Origin of the sequence: Klebsiella sp. WP3-W18-ESBL-02, from assembly GCF_014168815.1 — a bacterium.
Lineage (GTDB): Bacteria > Pseudomonadota > Gammaproteobacteria > Enterobacterales > Enterobacteriaceae > Kluyvera > Kluyvera ascorbata_B.
In genome coordinates, this window is sequence record NZ_AP021974.1 from 69,894 (window position 1) to 95,758 (window position 25,865).

Annotated in this window: 27 protein-coding genes and 3 pseudogenes; 21 read left to right on the forward strand and 9 right to left on the reverse strand. The window is 50.8% G+C overall.

Features of this window, described 5'->3' with window-relative positions:
* Positions 1–19 precede the first annotated feature (19 nt).
* The 7 genes and pseudogenes from pgaA to H7R56_RS26590 all read left to right on the forward strand — a co-directional run.
* Positions 20–2,326, forward strand: a pseudogene (gene pgaA / locus H7R56_RS26560) (poly-beta-1,6 N-acetyl-D-glucosamine export porin PgaA); the annotation flags it as partial.
* Positions 2,327–2,335: 9 nt separating this feature from the next.
* Positions 2,336–4,357 carry a poly-beta-1,6-N-acetyl-D-glucosamine N-deacetylase PgaB gene (gene pgaB, locus H7R56_RS26565; protein ID WP_039025565.1) on the forward strand — a complete coding sequence of 674 codons (2,022 nt, stop codon included), beginning with the start codon at positions 2,336–2,338 and terminating at the stop codon, positions 4,355–4,357.
* Positions 4,354–5,688, forward strand: coding sequence for a poly-beta-1,6-N-acetyl-D-glucosamine synthase (pgaC, locus tag H7R56_RS26570; protein WP_034167705.1), 1,335 nt, complete (start codon positions 4,354–4,356; stop codon positions 5,686–5,688). The genes pgaB and pgaC overlap by 4 nt, the downstream gene beginning before the upstream one ends.
* The gene (pgaD, locus tag H7R56_RS26575) at positions 5,685–6,191 is read left to right on the forward strand and encodes a poly-beta-1,6-N-acetyl-D-glucosamine biosynthesis protein PgaD (RefSeq protein ID WP_034167704.1); all 507 of its coding nucleotides are present in this window, start codon (positions 5,685–5,687) and stop codon (positions 6,189–6,191) included. The genes pgaC and pgaD overlap by 4 nt, the downstream gene beginning before the upstream one ends.
* An 80-nt stretch (positions 6,192–6,271) precedes the next feature.
* Positions 6,272–6,367, forward strand: a pseudogene (locus H7R56_RS26580) ((4Fe-4S)-binding protein); the annotation flags it as partial.
* A 63-nt stretch (positions 6,368–6,430) separates the two neighbouring features.
* Entirely contained in the window at positions 6,431–7,135 is a 705-nt protein-coding gene (locus H7R56_RS26585) for an IS6-like element IS26 family transposase (RefSeq protein WP_001067855.1), read from the forward strand.
* Positions 7,136–7,346: 211 nt separating this feature from the next.
* Positions 7,347–7,619 (forward strand): annotated as a pseudogene (locus tag H7R56_RS26590) (IS1 family transposase); the annotation flags it as partial.
* Between the two features lie 10 nt (positions 7,620–7,629).
* Here H7R56_RS26590 and H7R56_RS26595 read toward each other — a convergent pair.
* Genes H7R56_RS26595 through H7R56_RS26620 form a run of 6 tightly spaced genes read right to left on the reverse strand, consistent with a single transcriptional unit; the run spans position 7,630 to position 9,861 of the window.
* On the reverse strand, positions 7,630–7,836 hold the full coding sequence (locus H7R56_RS26595) for a hypothetical protein (protein WP_001749967.1): 207 nt from the start codon (positions 7,834–7,836) through the stop codon (positions 7,630–7,632).
* Positions 7,837–7,840: 4 nt separating this feature from the next.
* Entirely contained in the window at positions 7,841–8,482 is a 642-nt protein-coding gene (locus tag H7R56_RS26600) for a restriction endonuclease (protein WP_012561158.1), read from the reverse strand.
* Between the two features lie 55 nt (positions 8,483–8,537).
* Positions 8,538–8,849, reverse strand: a complete 312-nt coding sequence (locus tag H7R56_RS26605) for a hypothetical protein (protein ID WP_013279382.1) — start codon at positions 8,847–8,849, stop codon at positions 8,538–8,540.
* A 35-nt stretch (positions 8,850–8,884) separates the two neighbouring features.
* Positions 8,885–9,199 (reverse strand): TrbM/KikA/MpfK family conjugal transfer protein, encoded by a 315-nt coding sequence (locus tag H7R56_RS26610; protein ID WP_016338363.1) that lies wholly within the window; start codon positions 9,197–9,199, stop codon positions 8,885–8,887.
* Positions 9,196–9,540: a hypothetical protein gene (locus H7R56_RS26615; protein ID WP_012561155.1), complete on the reverse strand. Its 345-nt coding sequence runs from the start codon at positions 9,538–9,540 to the stop codon at positions 9,196–9,198. Before H7R56_RS26615 ends, H7R56_RS26610 begins: the two co-directional genes overlap by 4 nt.
* 15 nt (positions 9,541–9,555) lie before the next feature.
* Positions 9,556–9,861, reverse strand: a complete 306-nt coding sequence (locus H7R56_RS26620) for an H-NS family nucleoid-associated regulatory protein (protein WP_012561154.1) — start codon at positions 9,859–9,861, stop codon at positions 9,556–9,558.
* A 108-nt stretch (positions 9,862–9,969) separates the two neighbouring features.
* Here H7R56_RS26620 and H7R56_RS26625 point away from each other — a divergent pair, with 108 nt between their 5' ends.
* The 14 genes from H7R56_RS26625 to H7R56_RS26685 all read left to right on the forward strand — a co-directional run bounded on the left by H7R56_RS26625 (position 9,970) and on the right by H7R56_RS26685 (position 20,831).
* Positions 9,970–10,707, forward strand: coding sequence for a lytic transglycosylase domain-containing protein (locus H7R56_RS26625; protein ID WP_109547639.1), 738 nt, complete (start codon positions 9,970–9,972; stop codon positions 10,705–10,707).
* Between the two features lie 8 nt (positions 10,708–10,715).
* A complete protein-coding gene (korA, locus tag H7R56_RS26630) occupies positions 10,716–10,997 on the forward strand; it encodes a transcriptional repressor KorA (RefSeq protein ID WP_016338364.1) in 282 nt (93 codons plus the stop codon).
* 9 nt (positions 10,998–11,006) lie between these two features.
* Positions 11,007–11,300 carry a hypothetical protein gene (locus H7R56_RS26635; protein ID WP_001749962.1) on the forward strand — a complete coding sequence of 98 codons (294 nt, stop codon included), beginning with the start codon at positions 11,007–11,009 and terminating at the stop codon, positions 11,298–11,300.
* Positions 11,301–11,349: 49 nt separating this feature from the next.
* Positions 11,350–11,667, forward strand: coding sequence for a VirB3 family type IV secretion system protein (locus H7R56_RS26640; protein ID WP_000496058.1), 318 nt, complete (start codon positions 11,350–11,352; stop codon positions 11,665–11,667).
* The gene (locus tag H7R56_RS26645; protein ID WP_012561149.1) at positions 11,667–14,267 is read left to right on the forward strand and encodes a VirB4 family type IV secretion/conjugal transfer ATPase; all 2,601 of its coding nucleotides are present in this window, start codon (positions 11,667–11,669) and stop codon (positions 14,265–14,267) included. Before H7R56_RS26640 ends, H7R56_RS26645 begins: the two co-directional genes overlap by 1 nt.
* A gap of 17 nt (positions 14,268–14,284) precedes the next feature.
* On the forward strand, positions 14,285–14,998 hold the full coding sequence (locus H7R56_RS26650; protein WP_001749960.1) for a TrbJ/VirB5 family protein: 714 nt from the start codon (positions 14,285–14,287) through the stop codon (positions 14,996–14,998).
* A 7-nt stretch (positions 14,999–15,005) separates the two neighbouring features.
* Complete coding sequence (gene eexN, locus H7R56_RS26655) at positions 15,006–15,233, forward strand: IncN-type entry exclusion lipoprotein EexN (RefSeq protein WP_001749959.1); 228 nt, start codon at positions 15,006–15,008, stop codon at positions 15,231–15,233.
* Positions 15,234–15,248: 15 nt separating this feature from the next.
* Positions 15,249–16,289, forward strand: a complete 1,041-nt coding sequence (locus tag H7R56_RS26660; RefSeq protein WP_001749958.1) for a TrbL/VirB6 family protein — start codon at positions 15,249–15,251, stop codon at positions 16,287–16,289.
* A 100-nt stretch (positions 16,290–16,389) separates the two neighbouring features.
* Positions 16,390–16,518, forward strand: coding sequence for a conjugal transfer protein TraN (locus H7R56_RS28105; RefSeq protein WP_071882546.1), 129 nt, complete (start codon positions 16,390–16,392; stop codon positions 16,516–16,518).
* Positions 16,508–17,206 carry a VirB8 family type IV secretion system protein gene (locus tag H7R56_RS26665; protein WP_000646594.1) on the forward strand — a complete coding sequence of 233 codons (699 nt, stop codon included), beginning with the start codon at positions 16,508–16,510 and terminating at the stop codon, positions 17,204–17,206. The genes H7R56_RS28105 and H7R56_RS26665 overlap by 11 nt, the downstream gene beginning before the upstream one ends.
* 10 nt (positions 17,207–17,216) lie before the next feature.
* The gene (locus H7R56_RS26670) at positions 17,217–18,101 is read left to right on the forward strand and encodes a TrbG/VirB9 family P-type conjugative transfer protein (RefSeq protein WP_000735066.1); all 885 of its coding nucleotides are present in this window, start codon (positions 17,217–17,219) and stop codon (positions 18,099–18,101) included.
* Positions 18,101–19,261, forward strand: a complete 1,161-nt coding sequence (gene virB10, locus H7R56_RS26675) for a type IV secretion system protein VirB10 (RefSeq protein WP_012561145.1) — start codon at positions 18,101–18,103, stop codon at positions 19,259–19,261. Before H7R56_RS26670 ends, virB10 begins: the two co-directional genes overlap by 1 nt.
* 41 nt (positions 19,262–19,302) lie before the next feature.
* Positions 19,303–20,298, forward strand: a complete 996-nt coding sequence (locus H7R56_RS26680; RefSeq protein ID WP_182928840.1) for an ATPase, T2SS/T4P/T4SS family — start codon at positions 19,303–19,305, stop codon at positions 20,296–20,298.
* Complete coding sequence (locus tag H7R56_RS26685; protein ID WP_000792636.1) at positions 20,298–20,831, forward strand: phospholipase D family nuclease; 534 nt, start codon at positions 20,298–20,300, stop codon at positions 20,829–20,831. The genes H7R56_RS26680 and H7R56_RS26685 overlap by 1 nt, the downstream gene beginning before the upstream one ends.
* A gap of 172 nt (positions 20,832–21,003) precedes the next feature.
* On the opposite strand, the gene H7R56_RS26690 is transcribed toward H7R56_RS26685, so the two are convergent.
* The 3 genes from H7R56_RS26690 to H7R56_RS26700 all read right to left on the reverse strand — a co-directional run bounded on the left by H7R56_RS26690 (position 21,004) and on the right by H7R56_RS26700 (position 25,787).
* Positions 21,004–21,318, reverse strand: coding sequence for a hypothetical protein (locus tag H7R56_RS26690; protein ID WP_000091613.1), 315 nt, complete (start codon positions 21,316–21,318; stop codon positions 21,004–21,006).
* A 401-nt stretch (positions 21,319–21,719) separates the two neighbouring features.
* Positions 21,720–22,724: an IS110-like element IS4321 family transposase gene (locus H7R56_RS26695; RefSeq protein WP_022542389.1), complete on the reverse strand. Its 1,005-nt coding sequence runs from the start codon at positions 22,722–22,724 to the stop codon at positions 21,720–21,722.
* Positions 22,725–22,802: 78 nt separating this feature from the next.
* Complete coding sequence (locus H7R56_RS26700; RefSeq protein WP_182928841.1) at positions 22,803–25,787, reverse strand: Tn3 family transposase; 2,985 nt, start codon at positions 25,785–25,787, stop codon at positions 22,803–22,805.
* Between the last annotated feature and the right edge of the window lie 78 nt (positions 25,788–25,865).

The following is a 25,865-nucleotide window of genomic DNA, read 5'->3' on the forward strand; positions in this document are numbered from 1 at the left end:
GAACTTGTTCGCACCTTCCCTATTACGTTTCCTTGAGGATCAGGGAAAGAAAAGCGCGCTAACGCCAAATCAGGTTGCCGACTGGCTGCAAGTTTCCAGTTGGGTCGATAACAACGATAAAACCACAATTGAAATCTGGCAGCAGTATCGTGGACAGATGAATGTACCTGCCCGGGGCAAAGTCGCCGCTGCACGAGCATATCGCAACCAGAAGAACTGGAATGATTCTTTAGCCATCTGGGAAAGCGTTTTACAGGAAGAGCCTGATAACGTAGATGTACGTACCGGCTGGATAATGACGTTGGCGGATGCTCGCTACAATCAGCAAGCCCTTACTGAAGCGAATAAATGGGCTCAGGCGCATCCCGGGGCTGATTCTGATGCGCTACTTGCCTATGTCTACCATTCGCAGGGAAAAAACTGGGATGCATTGTTAGTTGCCAGCCTGGCGGATGACGTCGATCCAGGCAAAAAAAATGCAAAATCCACATTGCTGTCTGCGCTGTCAGCAAACCGCGTTTCCGGGCCCGCCTTAAATATGGCAGAGGTGGTACCAACTGCCGATCCGGTGAAGCGTCGCCTTGAGCTTGATGCGGCGGCTGAAATGGTACGTTCCTCTTATACCTCTGCGCGTAATGAAGAAGAGCGTTTTATCGTGGCTGATAAAGCGCTAGCCCGTTATGACCAGTTGCTGACTGCCTGGAAAGATGAGCCTTCTGCGCAGAATGATGTCCGTCGGGCCAGAATTGACCGCATGGGCGCCTTGCTGGTCCGTAAACGCACTTCTGAAGTGATTAGTGAATACGAATCGCTGTCTGCGAGCGGCGAGGTGCCAAACTACGCAAAACGCTGGGTAGCATCGGCATGGTTAAGCGAACGGCAGCCGGAAAAAACCGAAGCGATGCTGATGAGCATCTACTATCCGAACGGACCGATTCCGGTTACGCCGCTCGGTCCTGAGGATCAACAGGATCTGTTCTACGCGCACATCGATAATGAAAACTTTGATGCAGCTAAAAAACAGGTCGATGCGTTAATTAAAGACAGCCCATATCTGCGACGCATCTATGGTTCGCCAACACCGCAGCCAAACGATAACTGGCTGCTGGGACAGTCGTTGCTGACGCAATATCATATCGCTGCCAATGAACTGCCGGAGGCAGAAAAACTCGCAGAGCATCTGGCGCGAACAGGCTCGGGTAACCAAGGGCTGCGCATATCCTATGCTTCTGTTCTTGAAGCCCGTGGACTGCCGCATGCGGCGGAGAAAGAGCTTAAACTGGCGGAAGTGATTGAGCCCAGTAACCTGGAACTGGAGCGTCAGCAGGCCTATGTGGCGCTGGATCTCCAGGAGTGGAAGCAGGCCGATGAACTGACGGATGACGTTATTGCTCGCAGTCCGGATGATGAAGCGACGCTGCGCCTCGCACGCATGCGTGATGTGCATAAAATGTCGGAAGTACGTATTAGCGGCACGCAGGGGATCTCGTCCGATGGCCCGGTCAGCGGTAAGAATGATTTCAACATCAACACGGCCATTTACAGCCCGCCAATTAATGACAACTGGCGACTGTTTACCGGATTCAACTTCGCAACCGGCGAGTTTGAGGAAGGGAAAGGGATTAGCCGCGATCTGGCGGCTGGTGCGGAATGGACTTCCCGTGATTACTGGGCCGAAATGGAAGTGTCTGGCCGAAACTATGGCGATGGGCAGAAAATAGGCGGTCGTCTTTCCGCCTGGCATGATTTCAACGATAACTGGCGCGTGGGCGGTTCGGCCGAGCGTCTTTCGCGCAACACGCCACTGCGCGCGCTGCGTAGCGGCGTATATGCCAACAGCGGCGATTTGTTTGTTCGCTGGTATCAAAACGAACGACGTGAATACCAATTGTCGTTTGCCGCATCACATTTCTCGGATGGTAACGATCGCATCGAATATGGGCTGAGCGGAAAAGAGCGCATGTGGACCACGCCGCGCTTTACGCTGGACTTTACCCCGGGTATCGGTGGGAGCACCAACACTAAAGAGAATGTGCCGTATTACAACCCTAAGAGTGATTTTTCCGTTGTGCCAGGCCTGAGCGCGGAACAGGTTCTTTACCGCCATTATGACACCGTGTGGACCCAGCAAGGCATAGCCGGAGTGGGTGGCTACTGGCAGCAAGGTGAAGACGTTGGCGCTATCGTTCAGGTGGGATATGGACAACGGCTCAAATGGAACAACGTCGTAGATGGCGGGGTGATGCTGGTTTGGGATAAACGCCCCTATGACGGTAAACGTGAGCGGAATATCTCCCTCGCTTTCGATTTAAATGTCAGGTTTTAAGGATTGTTCATGCTGAAAAGATGCCTGTGGCTTAGCGCATTAATCACTGGCTGGTTGATGATTACCGCGTGCAGTAGCGCGCACAATACAACGCCTCGCTATGTTCCTCCCGCAGAGAGAACGCCGTTGACGGCAGATCATCCATGGCCGAAAAACAGCTTCCTGGTGCTCGGCTATCATGATGTTGAGGATGGCGCCGCCGACCAGCGCTACCTCTCCGTGCGCACCAGCGCGTTGAGCGACCAAATGGCCTGGTTGCGTGATAATGGCTATAACCCGATTAGCGTGCAGCAAATTCTGGACGCTCATGACGGTAAAATTGTGTTGCCGGAAAAAGCGGTCTTACTCACCTTTGACGACGGATACAGCAGTTTTTATACCCGCGTCTGGCCGCTGCTGAAAGCCTACAACTGGCCTGCGCTCTGGGCTCCAGTGGGCAGTTGGGTTGATTCTCCAGCCAATAAAAAAGTCGATTTTGGCGGCTTAATGACGGCGCGAGATAAATTTGCCACCTGGAAGATGGTCGAGGAAATGGGCAAATCGCCGTTGGTGGAAGTGGGGGCGCACACCTGGAACTCGCATTTCGGCGCTGAGGCGAACCCGCAAGGAAGCAAAGAACCTGCGGTGGCGAATCGCCTTTTCGATAAGAAAACAGGGACTTACGAAACCGACGAACAGTACAATCGTCGCATTAATACTGATATCTCGCTGATCACCAATAAGATTAAATCGGTAACCGGGAAATCGCCGCGCGCGTGGGTGTGGCCTTATGGTGCGGCTAACGGCACCACCTTAAAGCTGGCCAAAGAACATGGCTATAAGATGGCCTTTACGCTCAATGAAGGGCTGGCGAACGCTGCGTTTCTTGATGATATCCCGCGCGTACTGATCTCTGATAACCCGTCTCTCAAGCGCTTTGCCAGTCAGGTTGCTCAGGTACGTGAACCACAAACGATGCGTGTGATGCACGTCGATCTGGATTACGTGTATGACAAAGATCCTGCCCAGCAGAAGCGAAACATCGACAAGCTGATCCAGCGTGTTTATGACATGCGCATTTCTCATGTCTTCCTGCAGGCGTACGCCGATCCTAAAGGCGACGGGAATATTCGCGAACTCTATTTCCCTAACCGCTGGCTGCCGATGCGTGCCGATCTCTTTAACTATATCTCCTGGCAGTTACAAACGCGGGCCGGGGTGACGGTATATGCCTGGATGCCGGTACTGGCTTTCGACCTCGATGCTTCCATTCCACGCGTGACGGCATGGGATCCGAAAACAGGACGCACTGCGATCAATCACGAGAACTATGTGCGTCTGTCTCCCTGGGACAGCGAAGCGCGTAAACGTATCACTGAAATCTATGAAGACCTGGCGAAGCATGCCAGCTTCAAAGGGATTTTGTTCCACGACGATGCTTTCCTGACGGACTTTGAAGATGCGTCACCGGAGGCGTTAGCCGCCTACCGCGCCGCAGGGCTTCCGGGAAGTATTGAGCAAATCCGTAGCAACCCTCAAACCTTCGAACGCTGGACGCGCCTGAAAAGTAAGATGCTGATCGACTTTACTAAGCAACTGACGCAATCGGTACGCAATATTCGCGGTCCGCAGGTGCAAACTGCCCGCAATATATACGCCATGCCGGTACTGGAGCCTGAAAGCGAAGCCTGGTTTGCGCAAAACCTGAATGATTTCCTCAATACCTATGACTGGACGGCACCCATGGCGATGCCATTCATGGAGCAGATCCCGGCTAATGATGCCAATGCCTGGCTCGACAGATTAGTCAATGCCGTTGCACAAACGCCCGGCGCGCTGGACAAAACCGTGTTTGAACTGCAGGCACGAGACTGGCGTAAATCCGGGGACGAGGCAGAAATCAGTGGAAAACAAATAGCCGAATGGATGCGCCAACTGAAACTAAGTGGTGCAGGTAACTACGGCTATTATCCGGATGATTTCATCAGCGACAAACCTGAGATGTCAGAGATTCGCTCGACGTTCTCCTCATACTGGTACCCGCAAAAATGACCGATCGCATTATTGCTTTCCTGATACTTTGCCTGATGTTCAGCCTGCCGTTTGGCGTGGCTGTCATCTTTACAGGTGAAGTCATGTTGAACTTCGTCTTCTTCTGGCCTTTATTCATGTCTGCATTATGGATAAGCGGCGGGGTCTATTTCTGGTTTTATCGTGAGCGTCACTGGAAATGGGGAGACGATACACCGCCACCGACGCTGGAGGGAAATCCGCTGGTTTCCATTTTGATCCCCTGCTTTAACGAAGGGATCAACGCGCGGGAAACCATCGGCGCTGCGATGGCACAGCGCTACAAGAATATCGAAGTGATTGCCATTAACGACGGTTCAACGGACGATACGCACGATGTTCTGGAACAGTTGGCGATTGAGTACCCCAGCCTGCGCGTCATTCATCTGGCTGAAAACCAGGGCAAAGCGCTGGCGCTCAAAACGGGCGCGGCCGCTGCGCGCAGCGATTACCTGGTGTGTATTGATGGCGATGCGTTACTGGATCGCGATGCCGTGGCGTATCTGGTCGCTCCGCTGATCCAGTTCCCACGCGTTGGGGCGGTAACCGGCAACCCGCGTATTCGCACCCGTTCCACGCTAATCGGTCGTGTGCAGGTCGGTGAGTTCTCTTCCATTATCGGCTTAATTAAGCGTACTCAACGAGTCTATGGTCAGATCTTTAGCGTCTCTGGCGTAGTTGCGGCGTTTCGTCGTCGCGCGCTGGCCGAGGTGGGGTACTGGAGCCCGGACATGATCACCGAAGACATCGATATCAGTTGGAAGCTGCAATTGCGCCATTGGTCGATATTCTTTGAGCCGCGCGCGCTGTGCTGGATCCTGATGCCTGAAACGTTAAGAGGGCTGTGGAAGCAGCGCCTGCGCTGGGCGCAAGGCGGGGCGGAGGTGTTTATTGTTAACATGCGCCGTCTGTGGTCGTGGGAGTTCCGCCGCATGTGGCCGCTATTTTTCGAGTTCTGCTTTTCTACCACGTGGGCATTTGCCTATGCGATCAGTATCGTGCTGTTCCTGCTGGGACTGATGATCCCGATGCCGGACTCGCTGTATGTTCAACATCTGTTCCCGCCAGCCTTTACCGGACTTATTCTCGGCGTGGTCTGCTTAATACAGTTTGCGATAAGCCTGATGATTGAACGACGCTATGAAAAAGGCATTGGCGCCTCATTGTTCTGGATAATCTGGTTCCCGGTGGTGTACTGGCTGTTGAGCCTGTTTACCACGTTGGTGTCATTCCCGAAAGTGATGCTCAAACGCAAACGCGGCAGGGCGCGCTGGGTGAGTCCTGACCGTGGAATAGGGAGGATCGAATCATGAGTCAGCCGCTGATCTTTACGGAGCGGCGTCTGCTGCCGCGCATCATTGACGTTCTGTTAACGATTTTTGCCTGGGTTGGATTTTTATACTTAATCTACAAAGGGCTGATTACGGCCCTGGCGCATTCACCGTATATGGGCGTGCGTCCCTTTTTCACCACGCTGGATACGGTCACGTTTTACATCCTTGTCGCGCTGGTCAACGGACTGGTGCTGATCGGCTGGGCGAAATACAATCAGTTTCGTTTTCGGGTGGAGCGTCGCAGTCGCAGACCAGGACTGGAAGACCATGAGCTGGCGGAAAGTTTACGTATTACCCGTGAACTGGTTACAGAGTTGAACAAAGCGAGGGTGCTGACGGTCCATCACCATGAGAATGGCGAAATCAGTCATATCGATGTGGACAAGCACATCGCCGATAACCGCCTGCCGCCGCCGACGCCTGCAATGCTGGAATATTTGCCGCCGGAGCGGGAGCCATTGTTACAGAAAAGGCCCGAGTGATATTTCTGCTACCCGCCACTTCCCTCAGCCTCGCATCGGTCTATGATTAGACTCAGACAATAAAAATGCGAGGTAATGTCGTGGAAAAGGAACTACTGGAGGCAGGTTACCGGGCCTATACCGGCGAGAAGATTGACGTCTACTTCAACACGGCGATATGTCAGCATTCAGGAAACGGCACTGTTGCAAATAGTCGGTGGTGATAAACTTATCATCCCCTTTTGCTGATGGAGCTGCACATGAACCCATTCAAAGGCCGGCATTTTCAGCGTGACATCATTCTGTGGGCCGTACGCTGGTACTGCAAATACGGCATCAGTTACCGTGAGCTGCAGGAGATGCTGGCTGAACGCGGAGTGAATGTCGATCACTCCACGATTTACCGCTGGGTTCAGCGTTATGCGCCTGAAATGGAAAAACGGCTGCGCTGGTACTGGCGTAACCCTTCCGATCTTTGCCCGTGGCACATGGATGAAACCTACGTGAAGGTCAATGGCCGCTGGGCGTATCTGTACCGGGCCGTCGACAGCCGGGGCCGCACTGTCGATTTTTATCTCTCCTCCCGTCGTAACAGCAAAGCTGCATACCGGTTTCTGGGTAAAATCCTCAACAACGTGAAGAAGTGGCAGATCCCGCGATTCATCAACACGGATAAAGCGCCCGCCTATGGTCGCGCGCTTGCTCTGCTCAAACGCGAAGGCCGGTGCCCGTCTGACGTTGAACACCGACAGATTAAGTACCGGAACAACGTGATTGAATGCGATCATGGCAAACTGAAACGGATAATCGGCGCCACGCTGGGATTTAAATCCATGAAGACGGCTTACGCCACCATCAAAGGTATTGAGGTGATGCGTGCACTACGCAAAGGCCAGGCCTCAGCATTTTATTATGGTGATCCCCTGGGCGAAATGCGCCTGGTAAGCAGAGTTTTTGAAATGTAAGGCCTTTGAATAAGACAAAAGGCTGCCTCATCGCTAACTTTGCAACAGTGCCGTTGTTCTTCCGCTTCTGCTTTCTCAAGCAGATCCTGCGCCAGTAATTCAAATTCAGACATATTGTCTCCATTGGGTCTTATGGGTGAAACTGTATCACTCATTTGACCCAGATTGAATGTTTTTATCTGGATATTTAAACAGGTTTATTGTTAGGTAACGCACGTTGGCCACGCTGGAGCGTCTTCTGGGCCTGCTGTCGGCCTTTGAGGTCGTGGTATGGATGACGGATGGCTGGCCGCTGTATGAATCCCGCCTGAAGGGAAAGCTGCACGTTATCAGCAAGCGTTACACTCAGCGCATTGAGCGACATAACCTGAATCTGAGACAACATCTGGCAAGGCTGGGACGGAAGTCACTGTCGTTCTCAAAATCGGTGGAGCTGCATGACAAGGTCATCGGGCATTATCTGAACATAAAACACTATCAGTAAGTTGGAGTCATTACCGGTTCTCTTTGTCTTTTAGTGATTCTATAAACCTCATTACGTCTGAATATAAAAATCTATTATTTGATTTATGTGGCTCATGAGGTTGTGGGATGGTCTTGTTTTTGAATGTGCCAGTTTTCTTAATGGCAAAGATTAATTCACCTTCTGTTATTCCTAACATTTCAGCAAATGTTTTTGCTTCTATAGTTACTGACTTCATTTAATTAACTCTCATGGTATCGATTTTCTTTACCGGCATCTTTAACAATGGTGCTCGTTTCTAGTGTTGCTGCGGTACGCTTCATCATCGTCTGCGGGGCGGTTGCGATAGTGAAGGAGCTGCCGGGCGTGAGCAAATCTATCAGGCGCTGGCCGCTGATAATCTCCATCCGTTCACTGGCAATACTGACAGATTTTGAACCTGCGCCGGTTTTCCCGGTATGGCAAAACAGACCGCGACAGTTATGACGTTTAAGCAACTTCTCGAACTCCTGTACGTGCTGTAAAGCAATATGGCCGCGATAGCGTTTAGCCTGAATAAGATAGCGATATTTTCCTATTATTACCTGGCCGTCAATGCCTCCATCGCCGGTATAGCGTTTGTTTCTGATGGTTCTGAAGCCATGCGCTTCAAATCCTTCCAGCAACAGTTCTTCAAACACAAAAGGATCAATTTTCCTCAGGTAGTTAATTTTTTGTGGGAAGCCCGGCAACGTCTTTATGCGCTCCAGCACCCGCCGCGCACTTTGCTGCTTCCTTTTGTGTCGTCGGTTGCGTACTGAACGCCGGAAGAATACAACGGCAAACAGTGCGATGGCGCTGCAAGCCCATAGAATAAGGTTTTCTGTAGTGGGGAAGGGGAACATGGTGATAGTGTGCTTTCTGTGGGTAAAGAAAAGGGCGGTTAAACCGCCCTGGTGTTTAGCGACGGCTGTAAACCTGCCACGAAGCGCTGCCTGACTGATTCTGGCAAATCCGCCCGTAAAGTACGGTGCCGGTCGAGTAGCGGGCGCCATTCAGATAGCAATAGCCGCTGGATTGCAGCAGTTCGTTGCGCAGCTTTTCTTCCTGCTTTGATAGCCGGGACTCCGCAGACTGCAAACGAACGGATAATTCGTTAATCTGGCGTTGCTGGTTATTCATCTGGCTCTGCATCGCATTACCTTTATCCTGGCTGACGCAACCAGTTAAGAGAGCTGTACAGGCTAATGCACTTAATATAATTTTTTTCACGTTGGCTCCTTAAATTGAGATTATTCCTAGCCCGCCTATAAGCGAACTTTCCCGTATTTACTTATGATCTGGCTTATCATCGACTGGTTACTTCCACCTTCGCCATTATCCGGGCATTCATTAAGAAAAGCCTTCCTGGCATCCCTCGTGTGGTTGGGTAAAAAGCCGTGCTTGTTCTTTTTAACGATATTGAAGAAAGCAGCTTCAGCACTGTTACACTCGCTTCCGCCGCTATCGCCGGTGAGCTTGCCCGCCATGCACATAATAACTTTGCAGGGATCTTCAGCATGGCTGGCAGGAAGATAAAGCAGACTACCAGCTGCTATCAGAGGGATTAAGAGTTTCTTCATTGTTTTGTCCTTAACAGTTTGTTCAGATATACACCCGCCAGAATGTTGATAACGGTAAGTAATATTAATAATAACGCAGAGTTATAAATAGATTTGTAACCTATATCGCCTGCGATATATTCGACAATAAAAACGAAAATCGTTAACATTGCGAACAACTTGATTAACTTTCCTGTAATTTTCTTAACGATATAAGCAACTGAATAAGAGCCGGATTTGATGATGCTGGCGAGTAACCTGATAGCATGGACACGGAATTTTCTTAAAATGGGCGGAATGGAAAATGCCTTTTTCTTCCTTCTGCCTTTTTGCTTTTCCGCAAAATCAATAACATCGCCCATTTTTATACTCTCCGGTTATATCTTTAGATCATCAAGTGATAAACCACTATCAAGCAGCTCTTTGAGCCATGTTGGTCGGCGGCCAGTCCCGGACCAGGTATTTTCTGCGTTCCTGGGGTCGCGGTATTTTACTTGTCTATGTTCTCTGGGGTTGGCAACGCCCTGCATTTTCATGGCTTCCAGGCTAATGCCAGCGTCCAATTTTGCAGTTAGCCAGGCCGGGCGCTTCCCTATACCAGTCCACGTATTAAAAGGGTTATCCGGGTCACGATACATGGGTTCACCTTTGGGGCGTTTTTCTGATTTCAGGGGAACCAGCATTACCTTCCTTCCTTCAGAGGTTTTCTTTTCGTTTCTTCTTGACACGATCTCATTAGCCCTTATCATAAACATAAGTCGTCGAAATTACAATTACGCGGTGAAACGTAAATGAGTAAACATCCAAAACTTCTGGTTCTCGCTCTGGCCTGCCTTGCTTGTGCTGGCCGTGCCAGTGCTGCGCCTGCCTCAGATGAAGTTGCCAGGCTTGCGCAGAGATGTGCGCCTGATGTTTCACCCTTAACAATGGCGTACATCGTCGGCCATGAGTCCTCAAATGGGCCGTACAGGATCAATATTAACGGTGGTAGTACCCAGTTAAAACAGCAACCACGTACTGAAGCTGAGGCCGTCAGCGTTTCGAAAGTTCTGCTGAAGGATAATAAAAGTTTTGATATGGGCCTTGCACAAATTAACTCAAATAATTTAGTGGGCCTGGGTCTTTCGGTTGACGATATTTTCAAGCCCTGCATCAACCTGCGGGCGAGCCAGACCATCCTTAAAGCCTGTTATGATAGCGCCCTGAAATCCTATCCAGCCGGGCAGGTTGCGCTGAGACACGCGCTTTCCTGCTACAACACCGGCTCACTCATAAACGGGATTTCTAACGGGTATGTCACGAAAGTTATCAACGTGGCGCGTCAATCAACTGATTTGAAAATCCCTACGCTGCTACCTGATGGCCAGACCAGTGAGGACAGCACCGCGACTGAGCCTCAGCAGGCAAAAAGTACGGCCACGCAGTATGACGGTGAACAAGATGTTTTTGGTTCGAGTGATGGCGATGCCTTCAGCCGAAATAATACGGATGCCTTTTTAACCAAACAGGAAACAGCGAAGGGGGAGTGAGGTTATGGATGGAACGTTTGTACCTTGTATTGCAATCACAGATCCTGGAGCTATTTGAAACAGGAAAAGTGAAGGAGGTAACGATAAAACGGGTTTCATTAAAGACGTGGTATCCCGTTTTTCAGATAGACGATGAACAGTTGGGCCAGATCGCATGTTCCATTCGGGTTAACAAAGAGCATGAACTACGAACCTGGGCTGATTTAAGGCTACTGGCAGAGTTTTTGAAAGATAAGTGTGGCGTTGAAGAATGCCGGTTAAATCTGCAATCAACAGAAGATAGTGAGTAAGGAGAAAGTATGACCACGTTGTTTAAGAAGTATGGCCCTGCGGTAGTTATGGGCGTTTTGTCCATTGCCCTGCCGCAAATTGCGCTGGCCGCTGGCACCGATACTGGTGAATCAACCGCTACATCAATCCAGACGTGGTTGAGCACATGGATTCCAATTGGTTGTGCTATTGCGATCATGGTTAGTTGCTTTATGTGGATGCTTCACGTAATCCCAGCCAGCTTTATTCCTCGTATCGTAATCTCGCTGATTGGTATTGGTTCTGCATCATTTCTGGTTTCCCTGACGGGCGTAGGAAGCTGAACAACGCGAAAAGGGGGGACTTTTGTCCCCCAAAGTGAGGACTACAAAGATGTTCGTTGACGGGAAAAGACCGCTTTTCAAAGGTGCGACTCGCTTACCTCGCGCGCTGGGTGTACCACGTAATGTAGCTATGATGATATTCATGATTTCTGCCTCGCTTTTTATGATTATTCATATGTGGGCGATCCTGGTGTTCGTCTTTTTGTGGATTCCTTCAGCTGCATTAACAAAATATGACGACCGCATGTTTCGAATTATGGGCCTGTGGTTGAAAACCAAATTCAGTAATTGGTTTGATTCTCCGTTTAAGCAGTGGGGAGGATCGTCTTATTCCTCTGTTGACTACAAACGTAAGGGTTTAAAATAATGAGAGCTGCCACCGCTACGAAGCCAAAAAAAATTGATGCCTACCGTAAGGAGCCATCAGTAAATAAAAAGTATTTGCCCTATTCTTATCACCTCAATGATTACGTGATTTCGATGGAAAACGGCGATCTGATGGCTTTTTTCAAGCTGGATGGCCGCACACATGACTGCGCATCAGATCGGGAACTGGTCACCTGGCATAAAGACCTTAATACGCTGGTCAAGAGCTTCGGAACAGACCATGTAGAGCTGTGGACGCATGAATATCACCATGAGGCTAAAGAGTACCCGGATGGTGAGTATGACCATTTTTTCCCTGCTTATGTTGATCAATATAACCGTAAGCTGCACGGTGATTCCAAGCAGCTGATTAATGACCTTTATCTGACCGTTATTTACAAACAGGTAGGGGATAAAACACAGAAGTTTCTGGCGAAATTTGAAAAGCCGACTCGTGACGAAATTCAGCGAATGCAGAATGAGGCGCTTGAAGGTCTGGAAGATATTTCTGAACAAATCCTGGAAGCAATGAAGCCGTATGGCATTCAGCAGTTGGGTATCTATTATCGTGACAAACGCGGTGTTGAAATTCCTGCGCCTGATAAAAAAGAACGTGAAGAACTTGCTGAAGTCGATGAATCAGACATTTTTGACGAAGCCATTGTTATCGAACGCAACGAGCCTGAACCTTCGCAGGCTCACGCTTATTCAAAAGCGCTGGAGTTCCTTTATTTCCTCGCAAATATGGAATGGGCCATCGTGCCTGTTTGCCGTGATCGTATCCGTGAGTACATCATGGACAACCGCCCTGTTAGCTCACTGTGGGGGGATGTTGTCCAGATCAGAACGGTAGATCACAACTTCTATACCACCGGCATTGAATTTCGTGAATACGAAGAAGATACAGAGCCAGGCCAGCTTAACATGCTTAAAGAAGCCGATTTTGAATACCTTCTGACGCAGAGTTTTTCTTGCCTCTCTGAATCTTCAGCTAAAACGTTTCTGACGCATCAGGAAAAATCTTTGCAGGAAACGCGCGACCGTGCGCAAAGCCAGCTGGCACAGCTTGGTACCGCGCTCGATATGCTGACGTCCAGAGAGTTCGTGATGGGCTACCATCATGGAACCGTGCATGTCTGGGATAATGACCAAAACGCGGTACAGCGCAAAGCGCGTCGTGTGAAGGTTATGCTAACCGGCTGTGGCGTGGTTGGCGGGACTCTCAGCCTGGCCTCTGAGGCTGCATATTATGCGAGACTGCCTGGCAACCAGAAATGGGCGCCGCGCCCGGTTCCGATAAACTCATGGAACTTCCTGCACTTCAGCCCGTTCCACAATTTTATGCGTGGCAAGCCTGACAATAACCCGTGGGGGCCAGCGCTGACCATGTTCCGCACGATCAGCGGTACGCCACTCTATTTTAATTTCCATGTGACCCCGCTTGAAGAACTTTCCTACGGTAAACGCCCGCTGGGCCATGCGTTAATAACGGGTATGTCGGGGGAAGGTAAAACCACGCTGCTTAACTTCCTGCTGGCGCAGTCAATGAAGTACAACCCGCGGCTTTTTGTTTATGACCGTGACCGCGGTATGGAGCCGTTCATTCGAAGCGTTGGTGGCTACTATAAAGTTCTGCAACAGGGTATGCCGTCCGGGTTTGCCCCGCTTCAGATTGAACCGACCAAACGCAATATTGCCCTCATTAAAAACCTGTTCCGCATTTGTGTGGAAACCACCAATAACGGGCCTATCAGCGCAACGATGGCTACCGAACTGGCTGAAGGCGTTGATGCGGTTATGGGGGAAGGCTCACTTATTCCACGCGAGGCGCGCACCGTTACTATCCTGGACGGGTACGTGAATGAAGTTGTGGAAAATGGCGTATCACTGAAAGGGCTGCTGCGCGAATGGACGCGCGAAGGCCAGTATGGCTGGCTGTTTGACAATGATAAAGACAGCCTGGATCTCAGCGCGAATGATATTTTTGGCTTCGATTTATCCGAGTTTATCGCAGCCAAAGAGGAAGTATCCAGCCCGGCCCGTACTCCGCTCATGATGTACCTTCTGTACCGGGTACGTGACTCCATCGACGGCAAACGCCGCGTCATTCAGTGCTTTGACGAGTTCCACGCCTACCTTGACGATCCGGTTATCGAGCGTGAAGTTAAGCGTGGTATCAAAACTGACCGTAAGAAAGACGCTATCTATGTGTTTGCCACGCAGGAGCCGAACGATGCGCTGTCCAGCCGTATTGGCCGCACGATCATGTCGCAGACCGTCACAAAAATCTGCCTGCGCGATCCGGAAGCTATCCGAGAGGATTATGCCTTCCTTACTGATGCTGAATACGACGCGCTGATGTCGATTACCGAACACTCCAGACAGTTCCTGGTTAAACAAGGGCAACAGTCTGCGATTGCTTCTTTCAATCTCTACCCTCGCAACAGCGACGATATTGATGCAGATATTAAGACAATGGACAACGTTCTTAGCGTGTTGTCCGGTGAACCACAAAATGCCGAAATTGCGCATGAGCTGGTTGAACGGCTCGGTAATGACCCTGAAGTATGGCTCAAAGAATACTGGCGCCTGACGGCTTAACAACGAGGCAAAACACCATGAAAAAAACACTGACGGCAGTATTGCTGACCACCGGCCTGATTCTGGGAGGCGCGCAAAGCGCTTCCGCAGGCATCATCGTGACCAACCCTACTGAACTGGCTAAACAGGTCGAGCAGCTTCAGCAAATGGCGCAGCAGCTGGAGCAGCTTAAAAGCCAGCTGCAAACGCAGAAAAATATGTATGAGTCGATGGCAAAGACAACCAACCTGGGCGATCTGCTGGGGACGTCTACCAGCACGCTGGCAAATAATTTGCCGGACAACTGGAAGGAGATTTACAGCGACGCCATGAACTCCAGTTCTTCCGTCACGCCTTCAGTTAACAGCATGATGGGCCAGTTTAATGCGGAAGTTGACGACATGACGCCCAGCGAAGCAATTACCTACATGAACAAAAAGCTGGCTGAAAAAGGCGCTTATGACCGCGTTATGGCAGAAAAAGCCTACAACAACCAGATGCAGGAACTAACCGATATGCAGGAGCTGACGGAGCAGATTAAAACGACTCCAGACCTGAAATCGATTGCTGACTTACAGGCCCGTATCCAGACGTCACAGGGTGCTATTCAGGGTGAGCAGGCGAAGCTGAATCTGATGAACATGTTGCAGCAGTCACAGGACAAGCTATTACGTGCGCAGAAAGAACGTGCCACCCACAATTTTGTTTTTGGAACCGGCGGGGACGTTACCGCGTCACCTTCAATTAACTGAGGTAATTATGAAAAAACTACTGCTTGTTATCCCTTTCCTCCTGGTGGCCTGCGATGCCTCGCATGACGTGGAGTGGTACAAAAAACATGAGAAAGAGCGCAAGGCAACAATTCAGGAATGCAAGAAAGACGCGGATGAACTTCAGAAACCTGATTGCAAAAACGCGCGCGAAGCCGATCGTCAGCTGTTTGTGTTCGGCAAAAAAGACGGCGAAATCAATTCACCGAAAATTTAGGAGTAAGGAGGCAATATGGCATTCACCCTAGTCGCAGACATTTTCGCAAAAGTAGACGGGGCGATTACGTCAATGGTGAGCGCCAATGTTGCCACCATTATCTCTGATGTAACGCCTCTGATTGCCACCTGTCTGACAATCAAGCTGATGGTTCAGGGGATGTACTCAGCGTTTAATCCGGGGGCGGGCGACAGCCTGAGTTCGCTGATTAAAGAGTATCTTTCCATAGCCCTTATCCTGAGCTTTGCAACGGCGGGCGGCTGGTATCAACAGGAACTGGTCAACGTGGCGCTTCACCTGCCGGATGATTTTGCTGGGATACTGTCTGCCCCTAATAAAGTCGGTGCAAGTGGCGTACCGGCGATTATTGATAGCGGTATTGAAAAAGGTATCAAGATCGTCAACACCGCATGGGAAGCCGCAGACGTGTTTTCATCGAGCGGCCTGGCCGCGTATGCCATTGGCGGCATTATGATGATTGCTACCGTTGTGCTGGGCGGCCTCGGTGCGGGCTTTGTGATCATGGCTAAAATCCTTCTGGCCGTTACGCTTTGTTTTGGCCCGATTGCAATCTTCTGCCTGCTGTGGGGAGCGACAAAAAACATCTTTGCTCGCTGGCTGGCGTCGGTCATTAACTATGGCCTTGTCGTCGTCATTCTTGCGCTCGTGTTTGGTTTCATCATGCAGATGTTCGACAACCTCCTGTCCTCGATGAACTCTGATGCCGCTTACTCATCAATCACTGGTTCTATCTCCGCCTTATTACTGACGGTCATTTCCGTTTTCGTTCTGTTCCAGATTCCGCAAATTGCCGCCAGCTGGGGTAGCGGTATCAGCGCCGGAGTTGCTGACGCCGCACGCTCTACGGGTTCTTCCATGCAGGCGCTTGGCAATATGGGCAGCCACGGCATGTTTGGCGGTAATGCGTTCAGAGGCGGTAACAGTGGCGGCGGCCAGCAATCGGCAGGTGGAGGAAGTGGCAGCAACAGCGGAGGAAGCAGTGGTTCTAATTTAAGTGGTAAGGCAAGGGGCAGTCGAGGGAAGAAGGCTGCATAAAATTAAAACAAAAGTCGTTGAAATTGCAATTTCGACGACTTATTATAATTAGTACGTTCAACAACCGATAATGGATGCCGTAATGCGCAGCTTATTGCTTATGGGAGTTCTTCTGATTAGCGCCTGTTCCAGCGGGCATAAACCGCCACCGGAGCCGGACTGGAGCAACACCGTTCCAGTAAACAAAACAATCCCGGTTGATACGCAAGGTGGTGCAAATGAAAGCTAATAAAAAAACAGGGCTTACACGTGAAGCCATTAAAGAGTTCAACGAAAGCCGTAAAGGGCTTGAAGTTGATCTGATGGATGAAGTGCTGAAGTCCCGGCGTACCGCCTGGATGGTTGCCACCGGTTCAGCGGTGGTAACTGTTTTTGCACTCTCTTTAGTTGGTTACGTGGTGCATAAGTACAGCCAGCCAATCCCCGCACATCTGCTAACGCTCAACGAGGCCACTCACGAAGTACAGCAGGTCAAGCTGACCCGCGACCAGACCTCTTATGGTGACGAAATTGATAAGTTCTGGCTGACACAATATGTCATTCACCGTGAGAGCTATGACTTCTATTCAGTTCAGGTCGACTATACGGCCGTTGGCTTAATGTCCACGCCGAACGTGGCAGAGTCTTACCAGAGCAAGTTCAAGGGCCGCAACGGTCTTGATAAGGTTCTGGGCGACAGTGAAACGACCCGCGTGAAGATTAACTCTGTGATCCTCGATAAACCGCACGGCGTAGCAACGATACGCTTTACTACGGTTCGCCGCGTGCGCAGCAATCCCGTTGATGATCAGCCGCAGCGCTGGATTGCCATTATGGGGTATGAATATAAATCGCTGGCGATGAATGCTGAGCAGCGTTATGTCAACCCGCTGGGTTTCCGCGTGACGAGTTATCGCGTCAACCCGGAAGTTAACTGAGGGCTGCCCCATGAAAAAACTACTTCTTTCAGCAGTCGTTTTGTCAGTCCTGGGAGGCGCGGCCACTAACGTTATGGCGCTTGAGGTTGGCCGCAATTCTCCTTATGACTATCGCATTAAAAGCGTTGTTTATAACCCTGTTAATGTGGTCAAAATTGACGCTATCGCCGGTGTGGCTACCCACATTGTTGTCGCGCCTGACGAAACCTATATCACTCATGCTTTTGGCGATTCTGAAAGCTGGACGTTTGCGCACAAAATGAACCATTTTTTTGTGAAGCCGAAACAGGCCATGAGTGATACCAACCTGGTGATCGTCACCGATAAGCGCACCTATAACATCGTCCTCCATTTCATCGGTGAAGAAACGAAGAAAAATGCAGACGGTACGGTATCAAAATCCTTTATTGAAACGCCGTGGGCTGTGCGCCAGGCCGTTCTTCAGCTGACCTATGAATATCCGTTTGAGCAGCAGGAAAAAGCCAAAAGCGCGGCTGATAAAAAACGCATTACGCAGAAGCTGAAGCAGACGGCTTTTGCGGGGGCGAAGAACTATCAGTACGTAATGAGCGAACAGCCTGAAATGCGCAGCATCCAGCCGGTTCACGTCTGGGATAACTACCGCTTTACCCGGTTTGAGTTTCCGGCCAATGCGGAGTTACCGCAGGTCTACATGATCTCGGCCAGTGGCAAAGAAACGCTGCCTAACTCTCATGTTGTGGGTGAGAACCGCAACATCATCGAGGTGGAAACCGTCGCTAAAGAGTGGCGTATTCGTCTGGGCGATAAAGTCGTTGGCGTTCGTAATAATAATTTCGCGCCGGGCGCCGGTGCGGTAGCAACCGGTACGGCTTCCCCGGATGTGCGCAGGGTTCAAATTGGGGAGGATAACTGATGGCCCGTAAAAGTGTCGATGTAGATCAGGAACTCGATGAAAACACCGGAGACGGTGAATTTGAAAGCGAGCGTGGCGGATTTAATGGCAGTAACCGCCGTTCGGCTCCTGGTATGAAAGCCTTTGTCATACTGATGGCGCTGCTTGCTTTGGTATTCATCGGGATTACGGTCATGGGTAAAATTCGCGCCCCGGCTAAAGCTGAAGCTGATAAAGACGGTGGTAAAGCGCAACAGGCCAATACACTGCCAAACTACAGCTTTAACAGCGATCCTGATGTTAATAAACCTGCAACTGCGCAGAATAGCGCCACTGATGCCCGTGCTGTGCAGGCTGCCGCACAGGCAGATGCAGATGCGGGCAGCAGCAATACCGGCGCGCGTACCTCTAATAAGCGTAAAGAACCTTCGCCTGAAGAACTGGCTATGCAGCGTCGTCTGGGCGGCGAGCTGGCCCAGACTAATCAGGCGGCTACAAGCAATAGTCCCGGAGTGCAGCCCCAGGACAACGAAACAAGCGAAGGTAGTTCAGCACTCGCTAAAAACCTGACTCCTGCAAGGCTGAAGGCTAGCCGCGCTGGAGTCATGGCTAATCCCAGCCTGACTGTTCCGAAAGGCAAAATGATCCCCTGTGGTACCGGCACCGAGCTGGATACCACTGTTCCGGGTCAGGTTTCCTGCCGGGTTTCACAGGACGTTTACTCAGCTGATGGACTCGTTAGGCTGATTGATAAAGGCTCATGGGTTGACGGGCAGATTACCGGTGGTATCAAAGACGGCCAGGCGCGCGTGTTTGTTCTCTGGGAGCGTATCCGCAATGACCAGGACGGAACAATCGTTAATATTGACAGTGCCGGAACGAACTCACTCGGCAGCGCGGGGATTCCGGGCCAGGTGGATACCCATATGTGGGAGCGTCTGCGTGGTGCGATCATGATTTCGTTGTTCTCTGACACCTTAACGGCGCTGGTTAACCAGACGCAGAGTAATAACATTCAGTACAACAGTACAGAAAACAGCGGTGAGCAGCTGGCGTCTGAAGCACTCCGCTCTTACATGTCTATCCCCCCTACCCTCTACGATCAGCAGGGTGATGCGGTGAGCATTTTTGTTGCCCGCGACCTCGATTTCAGCGGCGTTTATACGCTCGCAGACAACTAAAAAAGTGGGCGCTTAGCGCCCGCTTTTCTTCAGGAGTAATCATGACTGATGCAGCTTTCTATCAACTTGGCCCACTGCGCGAGTATTTAGAAGATCCTACTGTTTTTGAAATTCGCATTAACTGCTTTCAGGAAGTTATCTGTGATACGTTCAGCGGCCGCAGGGTTGTGCAGAACGCGGCAATTACGGCAGATTTTATTAGGAACCTTGCTAAATCGTTGGTGAGCAGCAACAAGCTGACCATGCAGGCCATTAATGACGTGATCCTGCCTGGCGGGATCAGGGGCGTTATCTGTCTGCCCCCTGCGGTGATTGACGGTACAACGGCCGTAGCGTTTCGTAAGGATTTGGCGGCCGATAAAAATCTGGAGCAGCTGACCCTCGAGGGGATTTTCAGTGACTGCCGGAAGATTACCGGCAGCAAGCAAAGCCTAACGGATGATGATTTTTTCCTTAAAGAGCTGCACAGCAGCGAAAAATGGCCCGCATTCCTGCAAACCGCCGTTGAGAAGAAACGCACTATCGTGATCTGCGGTGAAACCGGGTCGGGGAAAACGGTACTCACGCGCGCGCTGTTAAAATCGCTACATAAAGACGAGCGTGTAATTATTTTAGAGGACGTTCACGAAGTCACGGTCGATCACGTTGTAGAAGCCGTTTATATGATGTACGGCGATGCAGGAAAGATCGGCCGCGTCAGCGCCACTGATGCCCTGCGAGCCTGTATGCGTCTGACACCGGGCCGTATCATCATGACTGAGCTTAGGGATGATGCTGCGTGGGATTATCTTAAAGCACTTAATACCGGCCATCCAGGCGGTGTTATGTCAACGCACGCTAACTCTGCGCGCGATGCCTTTAACCGTATTGGGCTGCTTATCAAGGCGACCCCTATCGGCCGTATGCTCGATATGAGCGATATTATGCGAATGCTCTACTCCACCATTGACGTTGTGGTGCATATGGAAAAGCGGAAAATCAAAGAAATTTATTTTGACCCTGAATATAAAATGCAGTGTGTGAACGGGAGCCTGTAATGAAAAACTTAGCAACCTGGCTTCTGGCCGCAGCATTTACGACAGCCGCCCTGCCCGCCTTTGCGGTGGAACCATCCGTTCAGGTTGGCTACTCGCCTGAAGGAAGCGCCCGCGTTCTCGTCCTGAGCGCCATTGACTCCGCAAAAACCTCGATACGGATGATGGCTTATTCTTTTACCGCCCCGGATATTATGAAAGCACTGGTAGCAGCCAAAAAACGGGGAGTTGATGTGAAAATCGTAATTGATGAAAGGGGCAATACGGGGCGCGCCAGCATTGCGGCCATGAACTACATAGCGAACAGCGGCATCCCTTTGCGTACTGACAGTGATTTCCCTATCCAGCATGACAAGGTGATCATCGTGGATAATGTGACCGTTGAAACTGGCAGCTTTAATTTCACCAAAGCGGCCGAAACGAAAAACTCGGAGAATGCGGTGGTGATCTGGAACATGCCTAAGCTCGCTGAATCATTCCTCGAACACTGGCAAGACCGCTGGAATCGGGGGAGAGACTACCGTTCCAGCTACTGAATACTGACCGCCAAAAGGCGGTTTTTTTGTTCAAAGAAACTGATCTCAGTATCGCGCCCGGGGCAGCTGGCCAACATCGCCGGCATCGCGCCGGCAAAAATCGAAAAACAGAAATATCAGCAAGATAGCTTAAACAGGTGTCGGGAAATTTCGTTGAGATATTTTGAAGGAATCACAGTGTAAGCAGGCGCTTTTTCAGGGAGGCGCGTTCTTGCGGGTTGCGTCCCTTGTGATTGGCGATGCGATCCGCCGTGGCGGCCTGGCGCTTGACGGGCCAGTAGGAGCGGCCATCCTTGCCCATCGACCAGACGCTGCTGGCCTGGTTTTCCAGCAGGGGCAGATGGGCGCTCAGGGCTTCGGGCGACGCGCTGGTCAGCGCCGTGCGCTCACGGGTGCGCCAGCGCTGATGCCAGAGCTTCTTGTCCTCGCGCTCGCTGCCGCAGGTCGTGTGCCCGACGATGGGTGTTTTGCGGCGGCTGCGGCTCATAACGTAGTGGTCTCCAAGAACATTCAGGACTGATCCCAGGCGTCGATGGTCAAGACCTGATCGGCAGGACAGGCGGCTACGCGGTCGGGAACTGGATGGTGTTCAGTCTCATGCCGACCCCATTGGGGTCCGCTTGGAAAACGGAATCTATGGTCACTCCCGTTTTTGCAACACCGATTTTGACGACAAGTTGGCTTGCTTGAATCTATCCGGCGTCTGAATGGGATTTTATTCCCGCGCCTTGATGAGTTCCGCGCCTGATGAACCTCCAGAAAATATACGGCTTCAATGAGCCTTTCCGTTTTACAGGTTCCTCAACAGGCCGGTGGGCCGTTAGTATCATCAATATCAGTATTCGCAAAACCAGATCAGTAATTCTTTAAACCGGTGTATTTCTGCCGTTATGCTACATAAGTTTGCTGTCGTGCCGTTAGGGCCCAGGCTATTCTGGCCAGCTTGTTTGCCAGAGCACAAGTGACGACAAAGTTGCTTTTCCGGCACAGTAAATCCCTGACCCAGTCGGCCAATTTTCCAGACTGGTGTTCCAGTTTTTGTATGAATACCCTGGCACACTGAACCAACAAAGTTCGGATCTTTTTATTACCTCGCTTACTAATTCCCAGCAATGTCGTCCTACCTCCCGTGCTGTACTGCCGAGGTACAAGCCCTGTTGCCGCCGCAAAGTCACGGCTGCTGGCGTACTGCTTCCCGTCGCCAATCTCAGTTGAAATAGTACTCGCTGTCAGTGTTCCGACGCAGGGAATGCTCAGCAAGCGCTGTCCAACCTCATCTTCGTCCAACTTTCGTTTCAACTGGGATTCCAAATCTTTAATCTGCTCAACAAGATAGTGATAATGCTGTTGTAATTTCAGCAATAACTGGCTGAGGTAAAGAGGCAAACTATTGTCCTCAAGAAGGGTACTCAGTCGGCTAATAACGGCAGCTCCTCGGGGAACGCTAATGCCAAATTCCAGCAGAAAAGCATGCATTTGATTGGTTGTTTTTACCTTATCCTGAACCAGGGATTCACGGACACGATGCAGAGCCCGCATTGCCTGCTGAGATTCCGTTCTGGGCTGCACAAAACGCATAGACGGACGCGATGCAGCTTCACAAATAGCTTCGGCGTCGACAAAGTCGTTTTTATTGCTTTTAACGAACGGGCGGACAAATTGTGGTGATATCAGCTTTGGGGAATGCCCCAACTCTTCCAACTTGCGTGCCATAAAGTGAGAACCGCCACAGGCTTCCATTGCGATGGTTGTAGCGGGGCATGTCGCCAAAAATTCGATCAACTTTGGCCGGGTAAATTTTTTACGGTAAACAGCCTTCCCGCGACGATCCTGGCAATGAATATGGAAAGAGTTTTTACCCAGATCGATACCAATGAGCGCAATGTTTTCCATGATAGTTCTCCGAATGAAAGCCTGTCCTCAGCATAGTACCGGGAAGGAGGGAGTGACCATCTCATTAATTATCCCACGCTAAGACTGTTTTTTGTACAAAGCGGTATCGACTGTACGTAATGAGCGGTATTTTCCGGATCCCAGCTTAAGATTATTACGCCAGACGTAATCTCCACTCAGATTGATATGTTCCCAGCCCAGGGGAGAAAGATGAGAGACCAGTTGCTCATTTATCGGGATACCCTTTCGTTTTAGTGACTCAATAGCTCTTTCTATATATACCGTGTTCCACAACGTGATCGCTGCTGTCAGTAATGTCAGCCCGCTGGCGCGATAACTCTGATTCTCCAGCCCACGATCCCTTATTTCACCCAGACGGTGCAAAAAGACCGCTCGCGCAAGGGCATTACGGGCCTCACCCTTATTCAGCCCCGCCTGCACGCGTCGGCGCAGACCGGGATCACGGAACCAGTCCAGCATAAATAGTGTCCGTTCGATGCGGCCAATCTCTCTCAGCGCTTTGGCAAGTCCATTCTGTTTTGGGTAACTGGCTAACTTTTTCATCATCAGTGATGCGGTGACTGTCCCCTGCTTAATCGAGGTTGCCAGGCGCAATACCTCATCCCAGTGCGACTCAATGTCTTTGATATTTAGGCAGGTTGTTGATATGACAGACTGAAGCCCCGGATAGCGCTCGGCCTTTCCATGAATAAACAGCCGCTTGTCATGAAGATCACGGATCCTTGGCGCAAAAGCGAATCCCAGCAGGTGCATCAGGGCGAAAACATGTTCAGTGAAGCCTGCGGTATCGGTGTAATGCTCGGTAATTTCCAGATCGCTTTCATGGTACAGCAGGCCATCAAGCACGTGGGTTGAGTCGCGCACCCGGCTGATCACTTTGGCGTAGAACGGGCTGTATTGGTCTGAGATATGCGTATAAATCTGCACGCCCGGCTCCTGACCATATTTAAGATTGACCTGACCGGCATAACGTCCGTGACTGCCTACCCGAAAGTTCTGCCCGTCTGACGACGATGTTGTCCCGTCGCCCCAGAATGCGGCCAGAGGCCGCTCTTTCTGTGCGTTGACCAGCTCGGCCAGTGCCGCTGAATAAGTTTCATCCCTGATGTACCATGCCTGAATACCTTCGAGTGACGATCTTGTGGCCCCAGGGCAGGATTCCGCCATTTTTGTCAGCCCAAGGTTGATGCCGTCAGCCAGAATGGTGGTCAGCAACAGTCTTCCGTCTTTTGGTCTGATGTTATTATTTTTGAGGTGCGCGAAGTGACGCGTAAATCCCGTCCAGCTATCAACTTCTTCCAGTATCTCCGTAATTTTCGGATGGGGAAGCATGCCATAGACCAAATCTGCAAAGGGCGAAACACCTGAAGGAACGCTGTTCTCCAGTGGAGTGATTTTTACGCCTTTATCTGAGATATCTACATCGGGCAAATCACCGGCAAGCGCCATCGCGTTAACTTCTTCCAGCCGAGATGCAAGAAGAGTCATACGGGCCTGAAGGTATGCCTGGCTATCGGTCTGAACGGCCAACTGTAACTGGTCATTATGTCGGGATTTCTCAAACTCAGCAGTCGGGATGAGATAATCATCAAAATTTTTGTAGCGGCGCGATCCTTTTACCCAGATATCACCGGAACGTAATGCACCCTTGAGTTCATTCAGTACGCAAAACTCGTAGTACTTGCGGTCGATGCCTGAAGGCGTGAGCACCAGTTTTCGCCAGCTTTCAGGGATAAACCCTGTTGGCGCTGATGGCGGCACTTTACGAAGTTGTTTACGGTACATTTCCGTTATGGTGTCCAGCGCATCGCTGAGCGCCTGCGCCGCAGGTGTCGCCATGAACTGCAATGCTGACAGCATACGCGGGGCATATTTACGCAACGTACTGTATTTTTCGGTGATCAGATGAAGCGCGTCGAAATTGCCCTTACGGGAAAGAAACCGCGTTTCTTCCACGCTGTTGATGAATTCCTGCCAGGGAAGGACATCTTCTATTGCAGTCCAGGGATCTTCCCCGGATTCTCTGGCGTTAAGTAACGCCTGCCCGACGGTAACGTACTGCTTCAGCTTGCTCTGAATAAGCTTTCCCGTTTGCTGGAGCCGTTCGGCCTGCGTGCGTTTTGCCCTGCTGAACAGACTACCCAAGATACGCTCGTGCAGATCAATCACTTCGTCAGTCAGGGTGGCCCTGGCCTCTGTTATTATACAAACCAGCGTAGCGTAACGTCTGACATCGGTGAATTTTGCCAGGTCCCTGCTGCTCATTTTCCGGCCCTCACGCGCCAGTTTAAGCAACCTGTTCTGGTGAACGGAAAGTGCAATACCATCAGGCAACCCCAGCGCAGCGATGGAATTAAGCCGGTCGATATGTTGCAGCACATTTTTACCGTTTATTTTACCCGGAGGCTGTAGCAGCCATGCCAGACGGGAAGGTTGTTCACCCTCTGATATGAGCAGGCTGTCGAGTGCTGATTTATGCTGCTTTTCCAGTTGCGCGGTAAGTGTCGAAAATACCGATCTGTTAGCGAGCGTGACGACTTCGGCAAGCGTCCGTTCGATCACTTCAACAGAAGGGAAAATAACATTATTGTTATGTAGCCAGCTGAGCATTTCTTCCGCCAGCATAAATCCTTTGTCAGTTCGCATGGCATAGGGGTGCAGATGACGGATACAGTCTTTTTGCATTGACCGGCTGAACGGGGATAGTTCCAGGTAGCGATAAAGTTCGGTCAGATGTTCCCAGCGGGTTTGCTCTCTGGATGCATATTCCGGCCATAAATCAGGCTGAAGTTTCAGTCGGGAAGCAACCCTGGATACAACGCCATTGTGAGGAGCACTGCTTTTGTCCGGAATAAATCCAGGTCCACGCAGATAACAGAGTAATACAGCAAAGCCCAGGCGATTCGCTGGCCTTCGGTGCTTATTAATGAGCGCAATATCCGGTTCGTTCAGAAAACACATTCGGGTCAGAATAATTTCATCATCTGGTATAACCAGTAAGCGTTCCTGCTCTTCGCTGCTCAGTATCTGTCGCCGTGGCATAAATGCCTCCCTCGCGTATAGTTTTCATCTGTTATTTGTTCGCTGTGACCGAAACCGGTCGGTTTCGTACACCACTTA